The organism is Aurantiacibacter arachoides (assembly GCF_009827335.1).
Taxonomy (GTDB): Bacteria; Pseudomonadota; Alphaproteobacteria; order Sphingomonadales; family Sphingomonadaceae; genus Alteraurantiacibacter; species Alteraurantiacibacter arachoides.
Genome location: NZ_WTYH01000001.1, coordinates 42,356 through 61,618, shown reverse-complemented (window position 1 = coordinate 61,618; position 19,263 = coordinate 42,356). Strand labels below are relative to the sequence as shown.

The following is a 19,263-nucleotide window of genomic DNA, read 5'->3' as shown; positions in this document are numbered from 1 at the left end:
CTCACCGCGTTCAGGCCTGCGCGCGGGCGACAATGTGTTCGTAGATATAGGTGCCGAGCGGCTGGTCGAATTCGCATCCCGCGGTGTCGACCCGGGTCCAGCGCACCTCGGCATGGAGAAGTTGCAGGCCGGGAATGCGGATGAAAACGGGCGTGCCGCGCGGCGGCATGTCGAGGATGGTTACCTGGAACCCACCGGGCGTCAGGTCGGTCAGCTTGGCCTTGCGCCAGGCACGGGCACCCACGCGGATCTCGCAATCGAGGTCCACCTCTGCCCGGGGACCTTCCCTGCGCTGGCCGTGCTCATCGAAATTCATACCTGATCTAAGCCCACTCAACCCCGTCAACCCGCTGAAACAATCAGGCTTTCCGACCACGGCCGGCCTTCTATGATCGACGGATTAACCCTGTCCTAATGCGGGATTTTACAAGCCCTGGAGGAACCTGGCGCACGCGGTAGTCAGCCGATGCGGGCCACCCGCTTGTAACCGCTGCGCCCGGTGAAGCGCATTTCGTAAACACCGCTCCAGTGGCGCGAGATGGTGGCTTCCATGCCCTCGCGCGGACGGCCGCGCATGGAAGACCCGCTGACCTCGCGCCAGATCTGACCATTGGCAAGCCGCACGACCGAACGGTTCGATCCGTCGAAGAACACCTCGGCGACCTCGGCCGTGATGCTGACGTCGTCACGCTCGAACGCCTCGTCCGCGTCGCGGCGGCCGAAATTGGTGGCGATTTCCTCCTGCGTGCGCGCCTCGGCCTCGGCGATGACCACCCGTTGCGCCGAATAGGTGGTGTCGAAACACGCCAGCCGCTGCGCATCGTCGGCAAGGCCGGCGCAGGCGGCATAGGGATCGCCCGTTTGCGCCAGCGCGGGCACGGCGGTCGCCGCGCAAAGGGCGGCGGAGATGGTAAAGTTGCGAAACATGGTGGCGATCCGTTCGAAGGGAATGAAGAGTGTCGCGGCCCAGTCAACGCGCACGGCGCGGCAAGGTCAATAGCCTGCCGCCTCAGCGCCCGCCGAACAGCGCGGTGCCGACCCGCACATGGGTGGCGCCCAGCATCACGGCGGTCGCAAAATCGCCGCTCATGCCCATGCTGCGCCCGGCCAGGCCGTGATCGTCGGCCAGCTTGGCCAGCAGCGCGAAATAGGGTGCGGGCTCGATACCGAAGGGGGGGACGCACATCAGCCCGGCGATCGGAATATCCGCCGCGCGCGCCTCGGCCAGCAAGGCGGGCAGCGCGGCAATCGCGCAGCCGCCCTTCTGCTCCTCCTCACCGACGTCGACCTGCACGAAGCACGGCACCTGCCGCCCCGCCCTGTCGGATGCGCGGGCGAGCGCGGTGACCAGGCTGGAGCGATCCAGCGAATGGATGCAGTCGAACAGGCGCACCGCGTCCTCCGCCTTGTTCGATTGCAACTGCCCGACGAGATGGAGCGCGATGTCGCCATGCCGTTCGCGCAAGGCCGGCCACTTGTCCGCGGCTTCCTGCACGCGGTTCTCTCCGAACACGCGCTGGCCGGCGTCGATCAGGGGAGCGATAGCCTCGGCCGGATGGGTCTTGCTGACGGCCACCAGTGTCACCTCGGCGGGTTCACGGTGGGCAATCTTGCAGGCCCGGGCAATGTCCTCGTGCACGGTGGCGAGTCTCTGAGTGGCATTGTCGCTCATGCCCGCGCTATAGCGGCGGCGTGACGCGTGAGAAGCCCCTGCCCGACCTCTGGCTGCTGTCGGACGAGCGCAACGCGCACGCGCTGGCGCTCACGCTGCGCTCGTCCAGGGTGCCGCTCGCCCTTGTCTACCGTCACTATCACCTGCCCGACCCGCAGCGGTATCACGAGTTCCAGCGCCTCGCCCGCATCGCTCGCGCGCAGGGCCATCTCGTGGTGCTTGCCGACAGCGCCCTGACCGCGCGCGAATGGGGGGCGGATGGCATCTATGGGGCTCCGCTCGCGCTCGCCCCGCGGCGCCGCGACCTGCTGACGGTGGCAACGGCGCACGACATGCGCGAGCTTGCCCAGGCGAACCGCGTGGGCGCCGATGCGGTGATGCTCTCCCCCGTCTTCCCCACCCGCTCGCACCCCGGCGCGGCAGTTCTGGGCCCCCTGCGCTTCCGCACGATGGCGAGCCGGGCGACGATGCCGGTCATCGCGCTTGGCGGTATGACGCGGGGCGGCGCGCGCCGCCTTGGCTGGCCGCGCTGGGCGGCGATCGATGGCCTCTCGCGCACCTAGACATTGACCCGCTAGTCCCGCTGTGGGATTCCTCCCGCCGGGACGTATCACCAGAGGAAATGACCATGGCCAGCCGGGCCGCCAGACCTGTCGCGGACTGGAAAGCCGCCTTCCGCCGCTCGCTCGCGCGCTCCGCGCAGCTTGCGGGCGCAACGCTGCTGTACGCGTTCACGCTGTTCCTGGCGCTGGCGCTGGTCAGCTATCACCAGACCGACCCGTCCTTCTCCACCGCCGCCGGGGCGAGCGTGCGCAACTGGATGGGCAGCGCCGGCGCCTATGCCGCCGATCTTGCCCTGCTGGCCTTTGGCTGGGTAGCGCTGCTGTTCCTGCCGCTGACCTACGTCTTTGCCCGCAAGCTGTGGCGCGATGCCGAGGCGGAGGAACACTGGGACGGCAAGTGGTGGCGCACCGTGGGCGTGCTGTTGCTGGCGATGGTGCTGATCGCGACCGCGCTGGCGCTGGCGACAGACCCGCGCGAACACAGCTGGCCGGCAGGCTTCGGCGGCCTTGCCGGATTGCTTGGCGAAAGCGGCATCAGCGCGGCCGCCGGCCTGCTGCCCGAGGCGTTCCGGTTCTGGGCCATGCTGGCGGGCGGGGTTGCCAGCCTCGTCGCCGGGGCCATGCTGGCGGCCAAGGTCTTCGCCCTCGACTGGGCCAGCCTGCTGGTCGCCCCGCGCTGGCTGCGGGAACCGCGCAGCCTGGGCACGCCCGCCAACCCCTTCAAGGCCGAGGCCAAGCGCAGCGAGCGCCGCCGGGCGGAACGCGCCGAGGATGCCGAGGGGGAGGACGAGGACGGCGAGGTCACCCCGCTCGCCGATCGCCGCGCCCCGCGCATCACCGATGCCACCAGCGCGGCGCGTCCGGCCAAGCCGGTCACCAGCGCCGCTGCGCAAAAGGACATGTTCGCCCAGTACGAACTGCCCAGCATCGACCTGCTGGCCGAGGCGCCCAAGAACAACGCCCCGCCGCTCGACAAGCTGGCGCTGGAACGCAACGCGCGGCTGCTGGAAACCGTGCTCGACGATTTCAACGTCAAGGGGGAGATCACCGCGGTCAACACCGGCCCGGTGGTGACCATGTACGAACTGGAGCCCGCGCCGGGCATCAAGGCCAGCCGCGTGATCGGCTTGGCCGAAGACATCGCCCGCAACATGAGCGCGATCAGCGCCCGCGTCGCCTCCATCCCCGGCAAGACGGTGATGGGAATCGAACTGCCCAACGCCGACCGCCAGATGGTGAGCTTCCGCGAACTGATCGCGTCCGAAGCCTTTGCCGAGAACAAGGGCGGGCTGCCGATTATCCTGGGCAAGGACATCGGCGGCGCGCCCATCGTGGCGGACCTTGCCGCCATGCCGCACCTGCTGGTGGCGGGCACCACGGGATCGGGCAAGTCGGTCGGGCTGAACACAATCCTGCTCAGCCTGCTCTACCGCTTCACGCCGGCCGAGTGCCGCCTGATCCTGATCGATCCCAAGGTGCTGGAGCTGAAAAGCTACGACGACATCCCCCACCTGCTCGCCCCCGTGGTGACCGAGCCGCACAAGTCGGTCCGCAGCCTGAAATGGGCGGTGGAGGAGATGGAGCGCCGCTATCGCATGATGAGCGAGATCGGCGCGAGGAACCTTGCCGGCTTTAATGAGCGGGTTTCCGCCGCCGCCGCCAAGGGCAAGCCGCTGAAACGCACGGTGCAGACCGGCTACGATCCCGACACCGGCGAGGCCATGGTGGAGGAAAAGGAACTCGATTACGCCGTTCTGCCGCAGATCGTGCTGATCGTGGACGAGCTGGCCGACCTGATGGTCACCATCGGCAAGGAGATCGAGGTGCTGATCCAGCGCCTCAGCCAGAAGAGCCGCGCGGCCGGCATCCACCTCATCATGGCGACCCAGCGCCCGAGCGTGGACGTCATCACCGGCGTCATCAAGGCGAACCTGCCCACCCGCATCAGCTTCAACGTCACCAGCCGCATCGATTCGCGCACCATCCTGGGCGAACAGGGCGCCGAGCAACTGCTGGGCAAGGGTGACATGCTCTACAAGCCCAACACCGGCGCGCTCAAACGCGTCCACGGCCCGTTCGTGAGCGACGAGGAGGTCGAGCGCGTGGCCGACCACTGGCGCGCGCAGGGCGAACCCGCCTACGTCACCTCCGTCACCGAGGAACCCGAGGACGGCGGCGCCTTCGGCTTCGAGGACGAGTTCACCGCCTCCGACAATCCCGAGGAACGCAAGTACCACCAGGCGATCCAGGTCGTATGCGAGAACCAGAAGGCCAGCGGCTCATGGCTCCAACGCCAGCTGGGCGTCGGCTACAACACCGCCGCCAAGCTGATCGAACGCATGGAGGAAGACGGCATCGTCGGCCCGGCAAACCACGTCGGGCGGCGGGAGATCTACCGCGATCGGGACGGGAATCCGTTGTAGGGGACTTGTTTGCTTTCGGCCCCGTTGCGGACATTCTCAAGCCTGTTCGCCAACTTGCTCTTGAACCGGGATTTCCTTAGTCGCCGCTGATGAGAAAGAGGGCAGAGCCGAGAGCATCCATTGTTGGCGAGCGCGCGCCTTACTTCTGGGCGGGCTGTGCTGCGATCAGCGTGGGAGTTCTTTTACATTTGCCGATGCTGGCGATGGCGCACGGGATTGGCAACCACCTCGCCGGGATGCCGATGGATATGGGTATGCTGGCGGGTATGGCGCTGATTGCCGTCGGTGCCCCGCTGGCTTGCTACGGTGCGTTACCGAAGAAGCGCGCCCCGCATGGTGATCACGCCGGAACGAGTTACGAAGCCCCCGATTCGACGCCACTCAACCGCTGGCACGCTGCTACGCTGCTGGTGTTGACCCTTGGCCTCATCATAGACGTGATGAAGCCCGCCACGCTTGGGTTCGTGCTGCCAGGGATAGCGACGGAATACGGTATCGACCGTTCACGGGTAGCGTTGCTGCCACTCGTCGCGTTGACCGGGACAACCATCGGCTCGTTTCTATGGGGCTGGCTGGCGGACATTTACGGTCGTCGAGTATCCATCCTGCTATCCACGATTCTGTTCGTTTCTACCGCGATCTGCGGCGCGATGCCGGAATTCGAATGGAACCTGGTGATGTGCTTTCTAATGGGCATATCAGCGGGTGGTATGCTGCCGGTGATCTATACCCTGCTGGCCGAGGTGATGCCGCCCCGGCACCGCAGCTGGGTGCTGGTTTTGGTAGGAGGAACCGGACTGGTCGGCGGCTATCTTGCAGCCAGCGGCGCCGCTTACGTGCTGGAACCGATCTTCGGATGGCGGGCGCTCTGGTTGCAGGGTTTCCCAAGCGGCCTGTTGCTGCTCGCGCTGGCGCGGTTCATTCCAGAAACACCGCGCTTTCTGGCAGAGCAGGGCAGGGCGGTGGAACTGACGGAAATGCAGCGCAAGTTTGGTCTTCTGCCTAAGCCCCGGCCCGTCCGGCCGCCCACCGATGCGCCGTCCCCCGCAGACCATCGGCAAATCACCGTGGCACTGACTGTAACTGCCCTTTGTTGGAGCTTCGTCAATTTCGGCCTACTTCTATGGTTGCCGTCGGACCTGCAGGCGCGCGGTTACAGCGCCGAGATCGCCAGCGGCATTCTTGCCAAGTCCTCGCTTTTGGCCTTCCCGACCATTCTGCTCGCAGCATTCTTCTATGCACGGCATAGCAGCAAGTGGACGCTGGTCGGCACCGTGAGCCTGACTCTCGTGGGCTTGCTCGGAGCGTTGCTGCCAGCCGAGGTGTTGAGCTGGGAGCCGATGCTGGTATCGGTCATCACTATCCTGATCGTAGGCACGAACGGAACGATAGCTGTGCTGTTGCCCTACACAGCTGAGAACTACCCGCTCGGCACGCGCGGCCGGGCGACCGGACTGGTGGCGGGGAGCAGCAAGTTCGGCGGGGTAGCAGTGCAAGTTGCTGCCTTGGCGGGATTTGCGCCAACGCTAGTTGGGGCGGCACTGGCGCTGCTGCTGCCTACAGCAGCTTCGGCAGGAATGCTTGCTTGGGCTGGGCGCGAGACACAAGGCCGCAGTTTGCGCGAACTCGAAGCGGAGTAGAACCAGAGCGTTCGCTTCGCCAAGTAAGCGAGTTCTATATCGAGACCGCTTTCCACCCCAATCGCCGACGTTCCGCGATTGAGCGGTAGCTGACTGTAATCCCCCCTAGCCCCTCCGCGCCCGATTTGCTCTAACGCCCGCAATGGAGGGCACCGGCAAAAAACCGCGCGAGATGCGCATCGTCGGCTGGCGGGAGCGGGTGGACTTGCCCGAGCTTGGCCTGCGCGGCGTGCCGGCCAAGATCGACAGCGGGGCGCGCACCAGCTCGCTGCACGCCACCATCCTCAACGAATTCACCCGCGACGGCGAACGTTTCGTGCGCTTCGCGGTCGATTACGGGCAGAGCCATGTGCGGCAGATCTGCGAGGCGGTGCATATCGACATTCGCGGCATCACCAGTTCCAACGGCGAGACGCAGCGGCGCATGATCATCAAGACGCCGCTCACGATCGGCGCCCTCACCTTTCGCGCCGAAATCAGCCTGGCAGATCGCAGCGACATGAAATTTCCCATGCTGATCGGGCGCAGTTCGCTGCGCCGCAGGTTCGTGGTGGACAGCGGCCACTCGTGGTTGCAAACGCGCGGGCTAACGCGGGTCGCGGGGCACAAGCCCTGAGTCGCGCGCGTTGCATCCCCACATAAAGGCCCGACCGGCAGAGGTTCGCCCCATGAAAATCGCCCCATGAAAATAGCCATGCTTGCGCGCAACGCGAAGCTCTATTCGCACCGGCGCCTGGTAGAGGCGGCGGAGGCGCGGGGGCACACGCTCGACATTCTCAACACCACCCGCTGCACGGTGAACATCGCCAGCCACCGGCCCACGATCATCTATCACGGGGAGCCGGTAACGGGATACGACGCGGTCATCCCGCGCATCGGTGCATCGATCACGCAATACGGCCTCGCCGTGCTGCGCCAGTTCGAGATGCAGAACGTCTGGTCGCTGAACGAGAGCGTCGCCATCGGCCGCAGCCGCGACAAGCTGCGCTCCATGCAGATCTTCGCCAAGCACGGCCTCGGCCTGCCGCTGACCGCCTATGCCAACGATCCCAAGGAGGCCGAGGCGATCATCAAGGCGGTGAACGGCCCGCCGGTCGTCATCAAGCTGCTGGAGGGCACGCAGGGCATCGGCGTGGTGCTGGCCGATTCGATGAGCAGCGCGAAATCCGTGATCGAGGCGTTTCGCGGCGCCAACGTGAACATCCTGGTGCAGGAATTCATCAAGGAAGCCGGCGGCACCGACATCCGCGCGCTGGTGATCGGCGGCAAGGTGGTGGCGGCGATGAAGCGCACCGGCGCGGCAGACGATTTTCGCAGCAACCTGCACCGCGGCGGCAGCGCCCAGCTCGCCAAGATCACGCCCGCCGAACGCGCCACCGCCGTCAGCGCCGCCAAGCGCATGGGGCTGAACGTGTGCGGCGTGGACATGCTGCGGTCCAACCACGGCCCGGTGATCATGGAGGTCAACTCCTCCCCCGGCCTCGAAGGCATCGAGGCGGCGAGCGGCAAGGACGTGGCCGGCATGATCATCGATTTCATCGTCGCCAATGCAAGGGCCGGCGGCACCAAGACGCGCGGCAAGGGCTGACGGGCGCGCAATCACCGCTGCCGGGCCGGCGGGCCTGCGCGATGGTTACCGAAAATATATCATCGTATAAGTCTCGGCATACTGCTGGCCGTTTGAAACGGAACCAACCAATCTCTCCGCGTCGGCAAGCCCATTACCCCGACACCGGGTTCAGGCTGTTGTGGTTCAAGGTGCCCGACTGGGACGTGGTGCTCGACATTTCCAGCAAGTGCAGCGCCGCCATCGGGCTTGGCTACCTGGGGTGCGACATCATCCTGGACGAGAACGACGGGCCGATGGTGATCGAGGTCAATGCCCACCCCGGCATCGAGATCCAGAACATCAACCAGAAGGGTCTGCGCGCCAAGATGATCGAGGCGGGCGAGAAACTTTAACCCCTCGACGCTAGGGTGGCGCGGTCAGGCCGCGATCGAGGAGGGGGAACGCAATGTTCGGACTGTTCAGGAACAGGCAGCCAGTGCCGGATGGCCCGATCATCGTCAGCCATTCCACCATCATCGATTGCCATCCCGAACTGCTTTACCGCACCGTCGATTTCGGCGACGAGCGGTGCTGGAAAAAGGAAGTCGGCTCGGTCGCGCGGACCGGTCCGGACAGTTTCGTGATGACGCTCGACATGGCGCCCGACCTCGTCTTCCCCGTCAGGGTGCTGGAGGCGTTGCCGGAAGAGGCCTACACCTACGAATGCACGATCGAGCCCAAGGTCGGTCGCCTGGTGAAGTCCACCGAACGCTATGACATGAGCGCCGAGGGCGACGCCACGCACGTCACCCTGACGATGCTGGCCGAAATGGACGCAGGAATGTCCAGGCGCGAACGCGCGCAGGAAATGAAAATGCTCGGCGTGGCGGGCGGCAATGCGCTGGCCAAGCTCAAGATCCATGTCGAACAGGGCGTCAGGATGATCCGCGAGATCGAGGCGCTGCAATAGCCGGATACGGCAGGCACCGGGTCCGCCGGTGCGGTTGCTCCCAGGGTTACGGGGCGCGGCAGGCCAGGCCCTCGCGATCGTGGTGCGCATAGGCGGGATAGGGGCACAGCGGCATGGTCTCGCCTTCATGTCCCGGTCGCCCGCTTGCCGGCACGGCGCCCGGCGGCGCGCCGCCTTCCGTCCATGCGACCAGCGGGCCGAGCAGGTCGAAGCTGTCGTAGGCATCGCCGCCCTGACAGTGGCCCATCCCCGGCACCATGTAGAACCGGGCAGCGGCATCCCAGTTCGCTTCGCCATTGGCGGCGCGGGCGCGGTCGAAATAGCCGAGCGTATCGAATGCGCTGAACCACGGATCGGAGACGCCGTGGAAATAGATCAGCTTTCCGCCGCGGCCCAGATAGGTGGACAGGTTCGTCCAGTAGGCGGTGTCGGTCAGTCGCCCGACCGCATCCCATTGCAGATCGTGCAGGCGTGCGGAAATATCGATCGCGCGGCTGGCATTGGCCGGGCCGAACGGGCTGGGCTGCCCGGCGGGGAGATAGCCCGGCAGGCCCGGACCTATCCAGGTGATGCCGGTATCCCACGGGATGGAGACGTAATAGTCCTGCCCGGCGAACATCGTCTGCAGCACCTCCACCCGGTCGGGGGCGAGGCATTGTCCGCTCTGGCCGGCGGAACAGGCCAGCGGCGCGGGATCGAAGGCGCGGCAGGCGGCGACGTTCATGATCATGCCGTCCACGCGCCCGTCCGCGCCATCGCACTGGCGGGTCAGCTCGGCATCGATCGCCGCGATCTCGCCGGAAGAGAACCGCGCCGCCTCGGTCACGCCGGCCGGCTGGGTGGCGTTGAGCAACACCTGGGCGTGCTCGATGGCGAGGTTGGAGTGGCCCGGCCGCATGGCTGGCGCTCCGATGGCGATACCGTCGAACAGTTCGGGATAGCGCTGGCTCGCCAGCATCCCCTCGCGCCCGCCGGTGGAGCATCCGGTCATGTAGGAATGATGCGGGGCAGCGCCGTAAAAGCTGCCGGTCAGCGCGCGCGTGGCCAGCGTCACCGTGCGCACGGCGGCTTCGGCGAAATCGAGCGCGGCGCGCTGGTCGGCGTAGAAGCTGGCGTCGAAAACCTCGCCCCGGTGCCCGCTGTCGTGGCTCGCGACCGCGAACCCGCGGGCCAGCGCCGGCAGCGATCCCGCCGCCACCGGCCCGGTGGCAGGGCGCACGACGCCGTTCAGCCCGCCCCCGCCCTGCAACAGGTAGCGCCCGTTCCACGCTTCGGGCAGGCGCAGTTCGAAGCGGATGCCATAGGTCGCGCCGCCCACCCCGGTGCGCGGATCGATTACTCCTTCGACCAGGCAATGCCGGGGCAGATCGGCGGTTGCGTCGACCAGCCGGGCATTGGCGATGGCGGTTCCCGGCATGGCGGCGGCGCTGTCCGCCAGCGCCTCGCAGCGCGCGGCAAAGGGCGCGGCGGCAGATCGGCCAGAAAGGCCAGCGTCCTGCCCCAGCATTCCCACCAGAAACGCAATCGTCAGCATGGCGCCTTCCTCCTGTCGCGAAGGCTAGCAAGACCGCACGATCCTGCAAGTCCCGGTGCCGCCGGGGAGCGAGGGGATTGGGATTGCAGGCAAAAGGTTTCGCCGGTAACGAACCGGCACACCTCACCGGAGAGAACGTCCCATGCGCATCGGCTGCCCCAAGGAAATCAAGAACCGCGAATATCGCGTCGGCCTGACCCCGGAAAGCGCGGGCGAACTGGTGGCGCACGGGCACGAGGTCTTCATCGAAACGGGCGCCGGCGGCGGCATCGGCGCGTTCGATTCCCACTACACCGATCGCGGCGCGACGGTCGTTCCCACGGCGGACGAGGTTTTTGAGAAGGGCGAGATGATCGTCAAGGTCAAGGAACCCCAGCCCGAGGAGATCGCCCGTCTACGCGAAGGCCAGGTGCTTTATACCTATCTCCACCTCGCGCCCGATCCGGAACAGACGAAGGGTCTCGTGGCGTCCGGCGCGACCGCTATCGCCTACGAAACCGTCACCAGCCCCCACGGCGGCCTGCCGCTGCTCAAGCCGATGAGCCAGGTGGCCGGGCGCATGAGCATCCAGGCCGGCGCCAGCGCGCTGGAAAAGGCGCACGGCGGGCGCGGCGTGCTGCTGGGCGGCGTTCCGGGCGTGATGCCGGGCAAGGTCGTCATTATCGGTGGCGGCGTCGTCGGCTTCAACGCCGCGCAGATGAGCGCGGGGCTGGGCGCGGACACCGTCATCATGGACCTGAACCCCGAAGTGCTGGAAAAGGTCGGCACGCATTTCGAGGCGCGCGCCTCCACCCGCTTTGCCAGCCGCGCGAACATCGAGGAAGCCGTGGCCGAGGCGGACATGGTCGTAGGCGCAGTGCTGGTGCCCGGCGCCGCCGCGCCCAAGCTGGTCAGCCGCGCCATGCTCAAGACCATGAAGCCAGGCGCCGTGCTGGTGGACGTCGCGATCGACCAGGGCGGCTGCTTCGAGACGAGCCGCGCCACCACCCACGACGATCCGACCTACGTGATCGACGACATCGTGCATTACTGCGTCGCCAACATGCCCGGCGCGGTCAGCCGCACCAGCACCTATGCCCTCAACAACGTAACGCTGCCGCACGCCCTGCGGATCGCCGACATGGGCTGGAAGGAAGCCATGCGCGCCGATGCGCACCTGGCGCAGGGGCTGAACGTCCACGCCGGGCGGGTGACCTACCCCGCCGTGGCCGAGGAACTGGGCTACGACTGGCTCGACGTGGCAGAGGCGATCGCCTGATCTGCCGCTGATACCTTCAAAGTTTAACCAGCTTGAAGGGTTATTGCCTTAGCCTGCTGCGACGTGGGGGCTCGGCTTTACCTTTTTCTCGCCCTGGTGGCGGCGACGGCGCTTCTTGCCTTGGCAAGCGGCGCCCCCGCGCCCGCAGACCGGGCGGCGGCGTGCCATGCCTATTCGCAAGGACCGCTCGCGCCTGATGCAGCCCTGGCCAGTCTCGACTGGCGTTGCGACAACGACGACTGGGAGGACGGGCACGCCATTACCTGGCTGCGCTACGATACCTCCGCGCAAGGGGAACCCCCACGCTATTTCATAGGTGGTACTTCCGTGTTCGAACGCATCGGCGCCTACGCCCTTGCGGATGGCAACGTCGTGGCCCAGGCCCGTTTCCTGCCTGGCGAGGTCGATCCCATTCCGGCGGGCGCCGGCTTCAGCCTGCCTCTTCCGTCCGGCGGAGCGGCGGCCGACACCTGGCTGATCGCCATAGAGCGCCCCCACAACGTGACCATCGCATCCGAGGCGCGCCTGCTGGGCAGCGATGGCAAGGATCCTTCCATCCGACGAGGCATGGTCCTGCTGGCGCTCATCACCGGGATGCTGGTGATGCCCCTGCTGTTCGATGCCATGTTCTACCTGGTGCTGCGCGAGCGGTTCGTGCTGCTGCACGCGGGCATGACCGTGGCGATGATCGGTTATCTGCTGGGCAGCGGCGGAGTAGCCTGCGCCTTTGTCGAGATACCGGTCAACTGGCTGGCCCGTATCGGCCCTGTATCCTACGCGCTTGGCGTGGGGCTTGCCGGCTTGTTCGTCCACGCCTTCCTGGAACCCGATGCGCTGAGCGGGCGCATGCGCCGCTTGCTGAAGCGAACCGCGATCTGGTCGATGATCGTGCCGGTCTTCGCCGGATTGCAGCTGCCGCTTACCCAGAGCTTCGATAATCGCCTCTACTTCATCGCCTTCCTGCCCGTCATTCCCATCTATGTTGCCGCCATCCTCAGCGCCATTCCGCGTGGCAGTCGCGCCGCCTGGTTTCTGGCTGCTGCCTGGTTTCCCGTGGTGGCGGCCAGCATGGTGCGGCTGCTGCGCGGCATGGGCCTGTTGCCCGGCGCGGGCGGACCCGACATCTCGCTGTTCGTGGCCCTGGGCGTGGAAGTGACGATCGTGGCGCTGGCGATCGCCGACAGGTTCCTGGCCGTGCGCCGCGAACGCGACCGGGCGGTGACCAAGGCGCGTGCATTCGAAACCCTGGCCGAGCATGACAAGCTGACCGGCCTGTTCAACCGCCGCGCCTTGGAAGACCGGTTCGGAACGCTGCGCGCCGACGGCTTTACCACGCTGGCTGTGCTCGATCTCGACCACTTCAAGCGCGTCAACGATCGCTATGGTCATGCCGGCGGCGACGAGGTTCTGAAGTGCGCCGCGCAGGCCATTACCCCGCCGCACGGGGACACGCTGGCGTTTCGCATGGGCGGGGAGGAATTCGTGCTGCTGCTGCGCGGGTCCGATACCTTCGCGCGAGCGGAGAACAAGCGCCGCGCCATCACCACGCGCATTGCTGCCAGCGGGCTGGTGGACACGCCCGTCACCGCCAGCATGGGCATCGTCGAGGTGCCGCACGGCGCGCTGGCCGACACCGGGTTCGAGACGCTCTACAACCGGGCCGATCGCCTGCTTTACGAAGCGAAGGCGGCGGGCCGCGACCGGACGATGACGGAACGGCTCAAGGTGTTCCATCCGCGCCGCCAAACGGAACGACGCGCGGCGGCATAGCGTCAAGCGGGCATCCAGCCACCTGCGGGCATGAACGGGGCGGCAACCTCGCTCGGCACGCGCAGCAATTTGCCGCTGGCCTTGTCCACCATGGCCCAGGTCGTCACCGCGCGCACCAGTTCGCGGCCCGCTGCGTCGACAAAGGAGAAATGGCGGTCGAACCGTGCTCCTCGCGGGCCCTGCAGGATCTCGGTGGTGGCAGTCACCGTCTCGCCCTCGCCCACGTTGCCGCGGTAGTCGATTTCGTGCCGGGTCACGACCCAGGCGTAGCTTGCCACGTCCTCGGGCCGCGCCGTGGCGTTCCAGTGCGCCGTGGCCAGGTCCTCCATCCAGCGCACCCAGACCGCGTTGTTGACATGGCCGTTGGCGTCGATGTGCTCCGGCCCGGCGACGAAGTCTTGCGAGAACGCGTTGCTCATGCCTCCACCCCCAATTGCCAGAGCACGAAGGCGACCTCCTCGGCGGTTTCGCGCAGGCCCTCCCAGCGGCCCGACTTGCCGCCGTGGCCCGCGCCCATGTTGGTCTTCAGCAGCAGCACGTTGTCGTCGGTTTTCAGTTCGCGCAGGCGGGCGACCCACTTGGCCGGCTCCCAGTAGGTAACGCGCGGATCGTTGAGGCCGGCGGTCACCAGCATCGGCGGATAGCCTTGCGCGCGCACGTTGTCGTAAGGGCTGTAGCTGGCGATGTGCTCGAAGGCAGCCTTGTCCTCCAGCGGGTTGCCCCATTCGGGCCATTCGCCCGGCGTCAGCGGCAGGCTCTCGTCGAGCATCGTGTTGAGCACGTCCACGAAGGGCACGTGGGCCACGATCGCGCCCCACAGCTCGGGCGCCTGGTTGACCGCCGCCCCCATCAATTCGCCGCCCGCCGAGCCGCCACTCGCCGAAATGCGGCCCGCCTGCGTATAGCCCATGTCGATCAGCCCGCGGGCCACGTCGACGAAATCGTTGAAGGTGTTGGTTCGCGCCGCCAGCTTGCCGCCCAGATACCACTCGCGGCCCAGGTCGTCGCCGCCGCGAATGTGGGCGATGGCATAGGCGAACTCGCGGTCCACCAGGCTGAGGCGCGAGGTGGAAAAGCCCGGCGGCACGGCATAACCATAGGCGCCGTAAGCGTAGAGATGCAGCGGGCCGGGCCCATCCCCGTCATTGATGCTGCGATCCTTGCGATAGACCACGCTGACCGGCACCTTTGCCCCGTCGCGTGCCGCGATCTCCACCCGGTCGACTGCGTAGAGGGAGGGGTCGAACCCGCTGGGGATCTCCTGCACCTTGCGCACCGTCAGCCGGCGGCTGGCAACGTCGTAGTCGTAGACCGTGTCGGGCGTGATCATGCTCTGGTAGCCGAGCCGCAGCGTATCGGTCGCCCATTCGGCATTGCTGCCCAGCCCGGCAGTGAAGCTCGCTTCGGGGAATTCAATGGTCTCGATCCGCGCCGGATCGTCGTAATAGCGCACCTCGATCCGGTCGAGGCCCGCCAGCCGCCCGTCGACGACGTAGAAGCCTTCGAACAGGTCGAACCCGGTGATGTAGAATTCGTCCGACCCCGCGATCAGCGTGGTCCACTCGCCCGGCGCGGCCAGCGGCGCGGTGGCGAGGCGGAAGTTGACGTGGGTATCGTTGGCGAGGACGTAGATCGTCTCGCCGTTCAGATCGACATCGTATTCCACGCCCTTTTCGCGCGGGCGAACCATCAGCGGTTCGCCCAGTGGGTCGCCGATGGGCAGCAGGCGCACCTCGCTCGTCTCGTTGTCGCCGGCCGACAGGATCAGCCACTCGCGGTTGGACGACATGCCCGGCGATGCGGTGAAGCCCAGCTGCGGCTCGTGGTAGATCTCCACGTCCTCGCTTGCCTGGGTGCCAAGGCGGTGGACGAGCACGCGATCCACGCGCCACTGGTCATTGGCGCGGCCATAGACGAGCATGGTATCGCCCGCCGCCCAGATCAGCGCGCTGTTGGTGCGTTCGATGGTGTCGGGAAGGTATTCGCCGGTCTCGAGATCGACCACGCGCACGTCGTAATACTCGCCCCCGGTGGTATCGAGCGAATAGGCCAGCAAACGTCCGCTCTCGCTGACGGACATATCGCCCAGGCTGAAATAGTCGTGCCCCTCGGCAAGCGCCGGCCCGTCGAGGATCAGCTGGCGCTCCCCGCTGGCCAGGCCATTCGCATCGAGCCGGCGGCGATAGACCTTGCGGTATTGCCCCCCCTGCTCGAACTCCGACCAGTATTCCCACGCACCATCCTTGTAGGGCACGGTGGCGTCGTCTTCCTTGATGCGGGCGCGCATCTCGGCAAACAGCCGGTCCACCAGCGGCTGGTGCGGTGCCATCTGCGCCTCGAAATAGGCGTTCTCCGCCTCGACGTGGGCGAGCACCTGCGCGTCGGTCACCTCCGGATAGCCGGGATCGCGCAGCCAGGCGTAGTCATCGGTGATCGTGATGCCGTGATGCGTCGATGCGACGGGGCGTTTGGCAGCTACGGGCGGGAGAGCTTGCGCTTGGGTGGCATGAGTCATCGAAGGGGCCTATGTAGGGGGAAAGGAAGGACCGCAAGACATGCTGATGCAGACCCATGAAGCCCGTGTTTCCGCTCTCAGGGAGGAGCTCGCCCGCCGCGAACTCGACGGGTTCGTGGTGCCGATCAGCGACGAGCACCTGTCCGAATACGTCGGTGCTTATGCCCAGCGGCTGGCATGGCTGACCGGTTTCGCCGGATCGGCGGGCAGCGCGGTCGTTTTGCGCGAGCAGAAGCAGGGCCTCGGCGCGGCGATGTTCGTCGACGGGCGCTATACCATCCAAGTGCGCGACCAGGTCGATGGCAACCTGTTCGAATACAAGTCCGTCCCCGCCGATGCGATGGACGACTGGATCGCCGCGAACGCGCGCGAAGGGGCGCGCATCGGCTTTGACCCGTGGCTGCACACGCGCGGCTGGGCGCGCGCGATGGAGGCGCGGCTGAAGAAGGCGGGCATGCAGCTCGTCGCGGTCGACAGCAACCCGATCGACGCGGTGTGGACCGACCGGCCCGAGCCCAGCGCCGCCCCCGCCTTCATGCAGGCGGACGAGCACGCCGGTCGCTCCAGCGCCGACAAGCGCGGCCAGATCGCCGACTGGCTCAAGGCCGAGAAGCTGGATGCCGTCGTCATCAGCGCGCTCGATTCGGTCGCCTGGGTGCTGAACGTGCGCGGCAAGGATGTCGATCACACGCCGGTCGCCTTGAGCTACCTCGTGGTGCAGGCCGACGGCACTGCCGACTGGTTCATCGCCCCCGAAAAGGTGACCGACGAGGTCGCCGCCAAGCTGGGCAACGCCGTCCGCATCCGCGCGCGAGAGGACTTCTCCGCCGCCTTTGCGGATCTCGCCGGAAAACGCATCGCCGCCGATCCGGAACGCAGCGTCTATGCGATCTTTGACCGGCTGGACGAGGTCGGGGCCGAGATCGTGAGCGAGACCGATCCCGCCGTGCTGCCCAAGGCGATCAAGAACGCGGCCGAACAGCGCGGCCATCGCACCGCCCAGGCGCGTGACGGGGCCGCCGTGGCCCGCTTCCTCCACTGGCTGGCGGGCGAAGCGCCCAAGGGCACGCTGGACGAGCTGTCCGTCGCCGCCAAACTGCACGAATTTCGCAAGGGCACGGGCGAACTGCTCGACCTGTCGTTCGATACCATCAGCGGCGCGGGCTCCAACGGGGCGATCTGCCATTACCGGGTGAGCGAGGAGACCTGCCTGCCGCTGGAGCCGAACAGCGTCTACCTGGTCGACTCGGGCGGGCAGTATCAGGACGGCACCACGGACATCACCCGCACCGTCTGGGTCGGCCCCGATGCTCCACCCGCCGAGGTGAAGGACCGTTTCACCCGCGTGCTGAAGGGCCACATTGCGCTCGACCGCCAGGTCTTTCCCACCGGCACGCCGGGCAGCGCGCTCGACACGCTGGCGCGGCAGTTCCTGTGGATGGCGGGACTCGATTACGCCCACGGCACCGGGCACGGCGTCGGCAGCTTCCTTGCCGTGCACGAAGGCCCGCAGCGCATCGCCAAGGGCCGCGGGGCGCAGGCGGGCACCGATCAGCCGCTCTTGGCGGGCATGATCCTGTCCAACGAGCCGGGCTACTACAAGACCGGCGAGTACGGCATCCGCATCGAGAACCTGGTGCTGGTCGAGGAACGCCAGATCGACGGGCAGGAGGGTGACTGGCTCGGCTTCGAGACGCTGACCTTCGTGCCGATCGACCGGACGCTGGTGGATGTGAATTTGCTGTCGGATGCCGAGATCGCCTGGTGGAACACCTACCATGCCAAGGTACGCGACGTGCTTGCCCCGCAGCTTGACGGCGACGACCTTGCCTGGCTGGAGGCGTCCTGCGCACCGCTGTAAGAATTGCGATGGGTGCGGGCGCTGGCGCCGCCCGCCGATCGTCTTGCGTGCCGATGAATAGGCGGCGGCCACGGCGACAATATGTGACAATTTGCCCGGAAACCGGCAAAGTCCTGCGACAAGGCATCGCTAGACCGGATGGTGAGAGCAACGGGGTCGTCTCTCCCTCCCTCCCCCCCCATGAAGGCGCCCCGTTGCTCCAACGTTTCACATTCGGAGACTTCGCCATGACCAGAACCATCACCTTTGCCATCGCCGCCGCCTCGCTCGCCATCGGCGGTGCCGCCGTGGCACAGGACCGCCCCGCGCGGGCCGACCGCACTGCCGATGTCACCCGTGCCGCCGCAGAAACGCGCGCCACCGCCACCTTTGCCCGCATGGATGCCAATTCCGATGGCGTGCTCAACGCCGCCGACCGCGAGGCGCGCGCCCGCACGATGTTCGCCGCCCAGGATGCCAATGGCGACGGGCTGCTGAGTTTTGAGGAAATGCAGGCGCACCGCACCCAGATGCGCAGCGAGCGCGGCGAAAACGGCCAGCGCATGATGCGCCGCGGCCATCGCGGCATGGCCGGCATGGGTATGCGCGGGACACGCTCAGCCGATGCCGAGCTTACCGCTGCTCAGTTCACCGCCGCCGCGCTCGCCCGCTTCGATGCTGCCGACGCCGACGACAACGGCACCGTGACCGCTGCCGAGCGCCGTTCGCAGTGGCAGGAACGCCGCCAGGACCGGGCCGAGAACAGGCGCGGTCAGCGTCCTGCGCAATAAATGACGGAAGCCCCCGTCAAGTTGCTGCTCGTCGATGACGAAGCCAGCCTCCGACAGCCCCTGGCCGAGTATCTCTCGCGCCAGGGGTTCGTCGTGCAGCAGGCGGAGGATGCCTCCAAGGCCCGCAGCGCCCTGCAGGACCACACGCCCGACCTGGTGCTGCTCGACATCATGATGCCGGGCGAAGGCGGGCTGTCGTTGTGCCGCCACCTGGTCGAAACGCGCGATCTGCCGGTCATCTTCCTCACCGCGAAGGGCGAGGCGACCGATCGCATCGTGGGGCTGGAAATCGGCGCCGACGACTACGTGGTCAAACCGTTCGAGCCGCGCGAACTCGTCGCCCGCATCCGGTCGGTCCTGCGCCGCGCCGCCAAGGGCGGAGCTGGGGCCACGCGAGAGGACGACGCGGACTACGAGTTCGACGGCTGGAAGCTCGATCCGCTGAAGCGGCGGCTGACCGATCCCGAGGGAACGGTGGTGCCGATCTCGTCTGCCGAATTCCGCCTGCTCACCGCCTTTCTCGACCACCCCAAGCAGGTGCTGGACCGTGATCGCCTGCTCGACATGGTGCAGGGCCGCGAGGCGCACCTGTTCGACCGCGCGGTGGACAACCAGGTCAGCCGGCTGCGACGCAAGATCGAGGTGGATTCGCGCGATCCGCGCCTGATCCAGACGGTCTGGGGCGGCGGCTACCGCCTCGCCTGCGACGTCGCGCGAACGGGCGCTGTGGCCTGACCG

Annotated in this window: 18 protein-coding genes; 12 read left to right on the top strand and 6 right to left on the bottom strand. The window is 66.9% G+C overall.

What is annotated here, in order from left to right:
* Positions 1–10: 10 nt before the first annotated feature.
* The 3 genes from GRI62_RS00290 to GRI62_RS00280 form a co-directional block, all read right to left on the bottom strand.
* Entirely contained in the window at positions 11–316 is a 306-nt protein-coding gene (locus GRI62_RS00290; protein WP_131451448.1) for a PilZ domain-containing protein, read from the bottom strand.
* Between the two features lie 143 nt (positions 317–459).
* Positions 460–981, bottom strand: a complete 522-nt coding sequence (locus GRI62_RS00285) for a hypothetical protein (protein ID WP_131451447.1) — start codon at positions 979–981, stop codon at positions 460–462.
* Positions 982–1,009: 28 nt separating this feature from the next.
* A complete protein-coding gene (locus tag GRI62_RS00280; RefSeq protein ID WP_131451446.1) occupies positions 1,010–1,672 on the bottom strand; it encodes a YggS family pyridoxal phosphate-dependent enzyme in 663 nt (220 codons plus the stop codon).
* A gap of 20 nt (positions 1,673–1,692) precedes the next feature.
* On the opposite strand from GRI62_RS00280, the gene GRI62_RS00275 reads away from it, so the two are divergent.
* The 7 genes from GRI62_RS00275 (at position 1,693) to GRI62_RS00245 (ending at position 8,817) form a co-directional block, all read left to right on the top strand.
* Positions 1,693–2,235, top strand: a complete 543-nt coding sequence (locus GRI62_RS00275) for a thiamine phosphate synthase (protein WP_131451445.1) — start codon at positions 1,693–1,695, stop codon at positions 2,233–2,235.
* Positions 2,236–2,300: 65 nt separating this feature from the next.
* Positions 2,301–4,658, top strand: a complete 2,358-nt coding sequence (locus GRI62_RS00270; protein ID WP_131451444.1) for an FtsK/SpoIIIE family DNA translocase — start codon at positions 2,301–2,303, stop codon at positions 4,656–4,658.
* Between the two features lie 89 nt (positions 4,659–4,747).
* Positions 4,748–6,298, top strand: coding sequence for an MFS transporter (locus GRI62_RS00265; protein ID WP_234027322.1), 1,551 nt, complete (start codon positions 4,748–4,750; stop codon positions 6,296–6,298).
* Between the two features lie 142 nt (positions 6,299–6,440).
* Positions 6,441–6,914, top strand: a complete 474-nt coding sequence (locus GRI62_RS00260) for an ATP-dependent zinc protease family protein (RefSeq protein ID WP_234027321.1) — start codon at positions 6,441–6,443, stop codon at positions 6,912–6,914.
* Positions 6,915–6,980: 66 nt separating this feature from the next.
* A complete protein-coding gene (gene rimK, locus GRI62_RS00255; protein WP_131451443.1) occupies positions 6,981–7,886 on the top strand; it encodes a 30S ribosomal protein S6--L-glutamate ligase in 906 nt (301 codons plus the stop codon).
* 41 nt (positions 7,887–7,927) lie between these two features.
* On the top strand, positions 7,928–8,260 hold the full coding sequence (locus tag GRI62_RS14605) for a sugar-transfer associated ATP-grasp domain-containing protein (protein ID WP_131451442.1): 333 nt from the start codon (positions 7,928–7,930) through the stop codon (positions 8,258–8,260).
* 53 nt (positions 8,261–8,313) lie between these two features.
* The gene (locus tag GRI62_RS00245; RefSeq protein ID WP_131451441.1) at positions 8,314–8,817 is read left to right on the top strand and encodes a hypothetical protein; all 504 of its coding nucleotides are present in this window, start codon (positions 8,314–8,316) and stop codon (positions 8,815–8,817) included.
* A gap of 46 nt (positions 8,818–8,863) precedes the next feature.
* Here GRI62_RS00245 and GRI62_RS00240 read toward each other — a convergent pair whose 3' ends face one another.
* Positions 8,864–10,351 carry a tannase/feruloyl esterase family alpha/beta hydrolase gene (locus GRI62_RS00240; protein ID WP_131451440.1) on the bottom strand — a complete coding sequence of 496 codons (1,488 nt, stop codon included), beginning with the start codon at positions 10,349–10,351 and terminating at the stop codon, positions 8,864–8,866.
* 142 nt (positions 10,352–10,493) lie between these two features.
* On the opposite strand from GRI62_RS00240, the gene ald reads away from it, so the two are divergent.
* Complete coding sequence (ald, locus tag GRI62_RS00235; protein WP_131451439.1) at positions 10,494–11,609, top strand: alanine dehydrogenase; 1,116 nt, start codon at positions 10,494–10,496, stop codon at positions 11,607–11,609.
* Positions 11,610–11,672: 63 nt separating this feature from the next.
* Entirely contained in the window at positions 11,673–13,379 is a 1,707-nt protein-coding gene (locus GRI62_RS00230) for a GGDEF domain-containing protein (protein ID WP_131451438.1), read from the top strand.
* A gap of 2 nt (positions 13,380–13,381) precedes the next feature.
* Here GRI62_RS00230 and GRI62_RS00225 read toward each other — a convergent pair whose 3' ends face one another.
* Positions 13,382–13,798 carry an acyl-CoA thioesterase gene (locus tag GRI62_RS00225; protein ID WP_131451437.1) on the bottom strand — a complete coding sequence of 139 codons (417 nt, stop codon included), beginning with the start codon at positions 13,796–13,798 and terminating at the stop codon, positions 13,382–13,384.
* Entirely contained in the window at positions 13,795–15,894 is a 2,100-nt protein-coding gene (locus GRI62_RS00220) for a S9 family peptidase (protein ID WP_131451436.1), read from the bottom strand. The genes GRI62_RS00225 and GRI62_RS00220 overlap by 4 nt, the downstream gene beginning before the upstream one ends.
* A gap of 40 nt (positions 15,895–15,934) precedes the next feature.
* Here GRI62_RS00220 and GRI62_RS00215 point away from each other — a divergent pair, with 40 nt between their 5' ends.
* From GRI62_RS00215 to GRI62_RS00205, 3 genes are all read left to right on the top strand, one after another.
* Complete coding sequence (locus GRI62_RS00215) at positions 15,935–17,755, top strand: aminopeptidase P family protein (protein WP_131451435.1); 1,821 nt, start codon at positions 15,935–15,937, stop codon at positions 17,753–17,755.
* 227 nt (positions 17,756–17,982) lie between these two features.
* The gene (locus GRI62_RS00210) at positions 17,983–18,525 is read left to right on the top strand and encodes an EF-hand domain-containing protein (protein WP_131451434.1); all 543 of its coding nucleotides are present in this window, start codon (positions 17,983–17,985) and stop codon (positions 18,523–18,525) included.
* On the top strand, positions 18,526–19,260 hold the full coding sequence (locus GRI62_RS00205; protein ID WP_131451433.1) for a response regulator: 735 nt from the start codon (positions 18,526–18,528) through the stop codon (positions 19,258–19,260).
* Positions 19,261–19,263 lie beyond the last annotated feature (3 nt).

Excerpts from the sequence above, each read along its gene's own strand:
- GRI62_RS00210 (WP_131451434.1), top strand. The coding sequence starts at position 17,983 with ATGACCAGAACCATCACCTTTGCCATCGCCGCCGCCTCGCTCGCCATC.
- GRI62_RS00220 (WP_131451436.1), bottom strand. The coding sequence starts at position 15,894 with ATGACTCATGCCACCCAAGCGCAAGCTCTCCCGCCCGTAGCTGCCAAA.
- GRI62_RS00240 (WP_131451440.1), bottom strand. The coding sequence starts at position 10,351 with ATGCTGACGATTGCGTTTCTGGTGGGAATGCTGGGGCAGGACGCTGGC.
- GRI62_RS00265 (WP_234027322.1), top strand. The coding sequence starts at position 4,748 with ATGAGAAAGAGGGCAGAGCCGAGAGCATCCATTGTTGGCGAGCGCGCG.
- GRI62_RS00215 (WP_131451435.1), top strand. The coding sequence starts at position 15,935 with ATGCTGATGCAGACCCATGAAGCCCGTGTTTCCGCTCTCAGGGAGGAG.
- GRI62_RS00245 (WP_131451441.1), top strand. The coding sequence starts at position 8,314 with ATGTTCGGACTGTTCAGGAACAGGCAGCCAGTGCCGGATGGCCCGATC.
- GRI62_RS00290 (WP_131451448.1), bottom strand. The coding sequence starts at position 316 with ATGAATTTCGATGAGCACGGCCAGCGCAGGGAAGGTCCCCGGGCAGAG.
- GRI62_RS00270 (WP_131451444.1), top strand. The coding sequence starts at position 2,301 with ATGGCCAGCCGGGCCGCCAGACCTGTCGCGGACTGGAAAGCCGCCTTC.
- ald (WP_131451439.1), top strand. The coding sequence starts at position 10,494 with ATGCGCATCGGCTGCCCCAAGGAAATCAAGAACCGCGAATATCGCGTC.
- GRI62_RS14605 (WP_131451442.1), top strand. The coding sequence starts at position 7,928 with ATGGTTACCGAAAATATATCATCGTATAAGTCTCGGCATACTGCTGGC.
- GRI62_RS00205 (WP_131451433.1), top strand. The coding sequence starts at position 18,526 with ATGACGGAAGCCCCCGTCAAGTTGCTGCTCGTCGATGACGAAGCCAGC.
- GRI62_RS00280 (WP_131451446.1), bottom strand. The coding sequence starts at position 1,672 with ATGAGCGACAATGCCACTCAGAGACTCGCCACCGTGCACGAGGACATT.
- GRI62_RS00260 (WP_234027321.1), top strand. The coding sequence starts at position 6,441 with ATGGAGGGCACCGGCAAAAAACCGCGCGAGATGCGCATCGTCGGCTGG.
- GRI62_RS00225 (WP_131451437.1), bottom strand. The coding sequence starts at position 13,798 with ATGAGCAACGCGTTCTCGCAAGACTTCGTCGCCGGGCCGGAGCACATC.
- rimK (WP_131451443.1), top strand. The coding sequence starts at position 6,981 with ATGAAAATAGCCATGCTTGCGCGCAACGCGAAGCTCTATTCGCACCGG.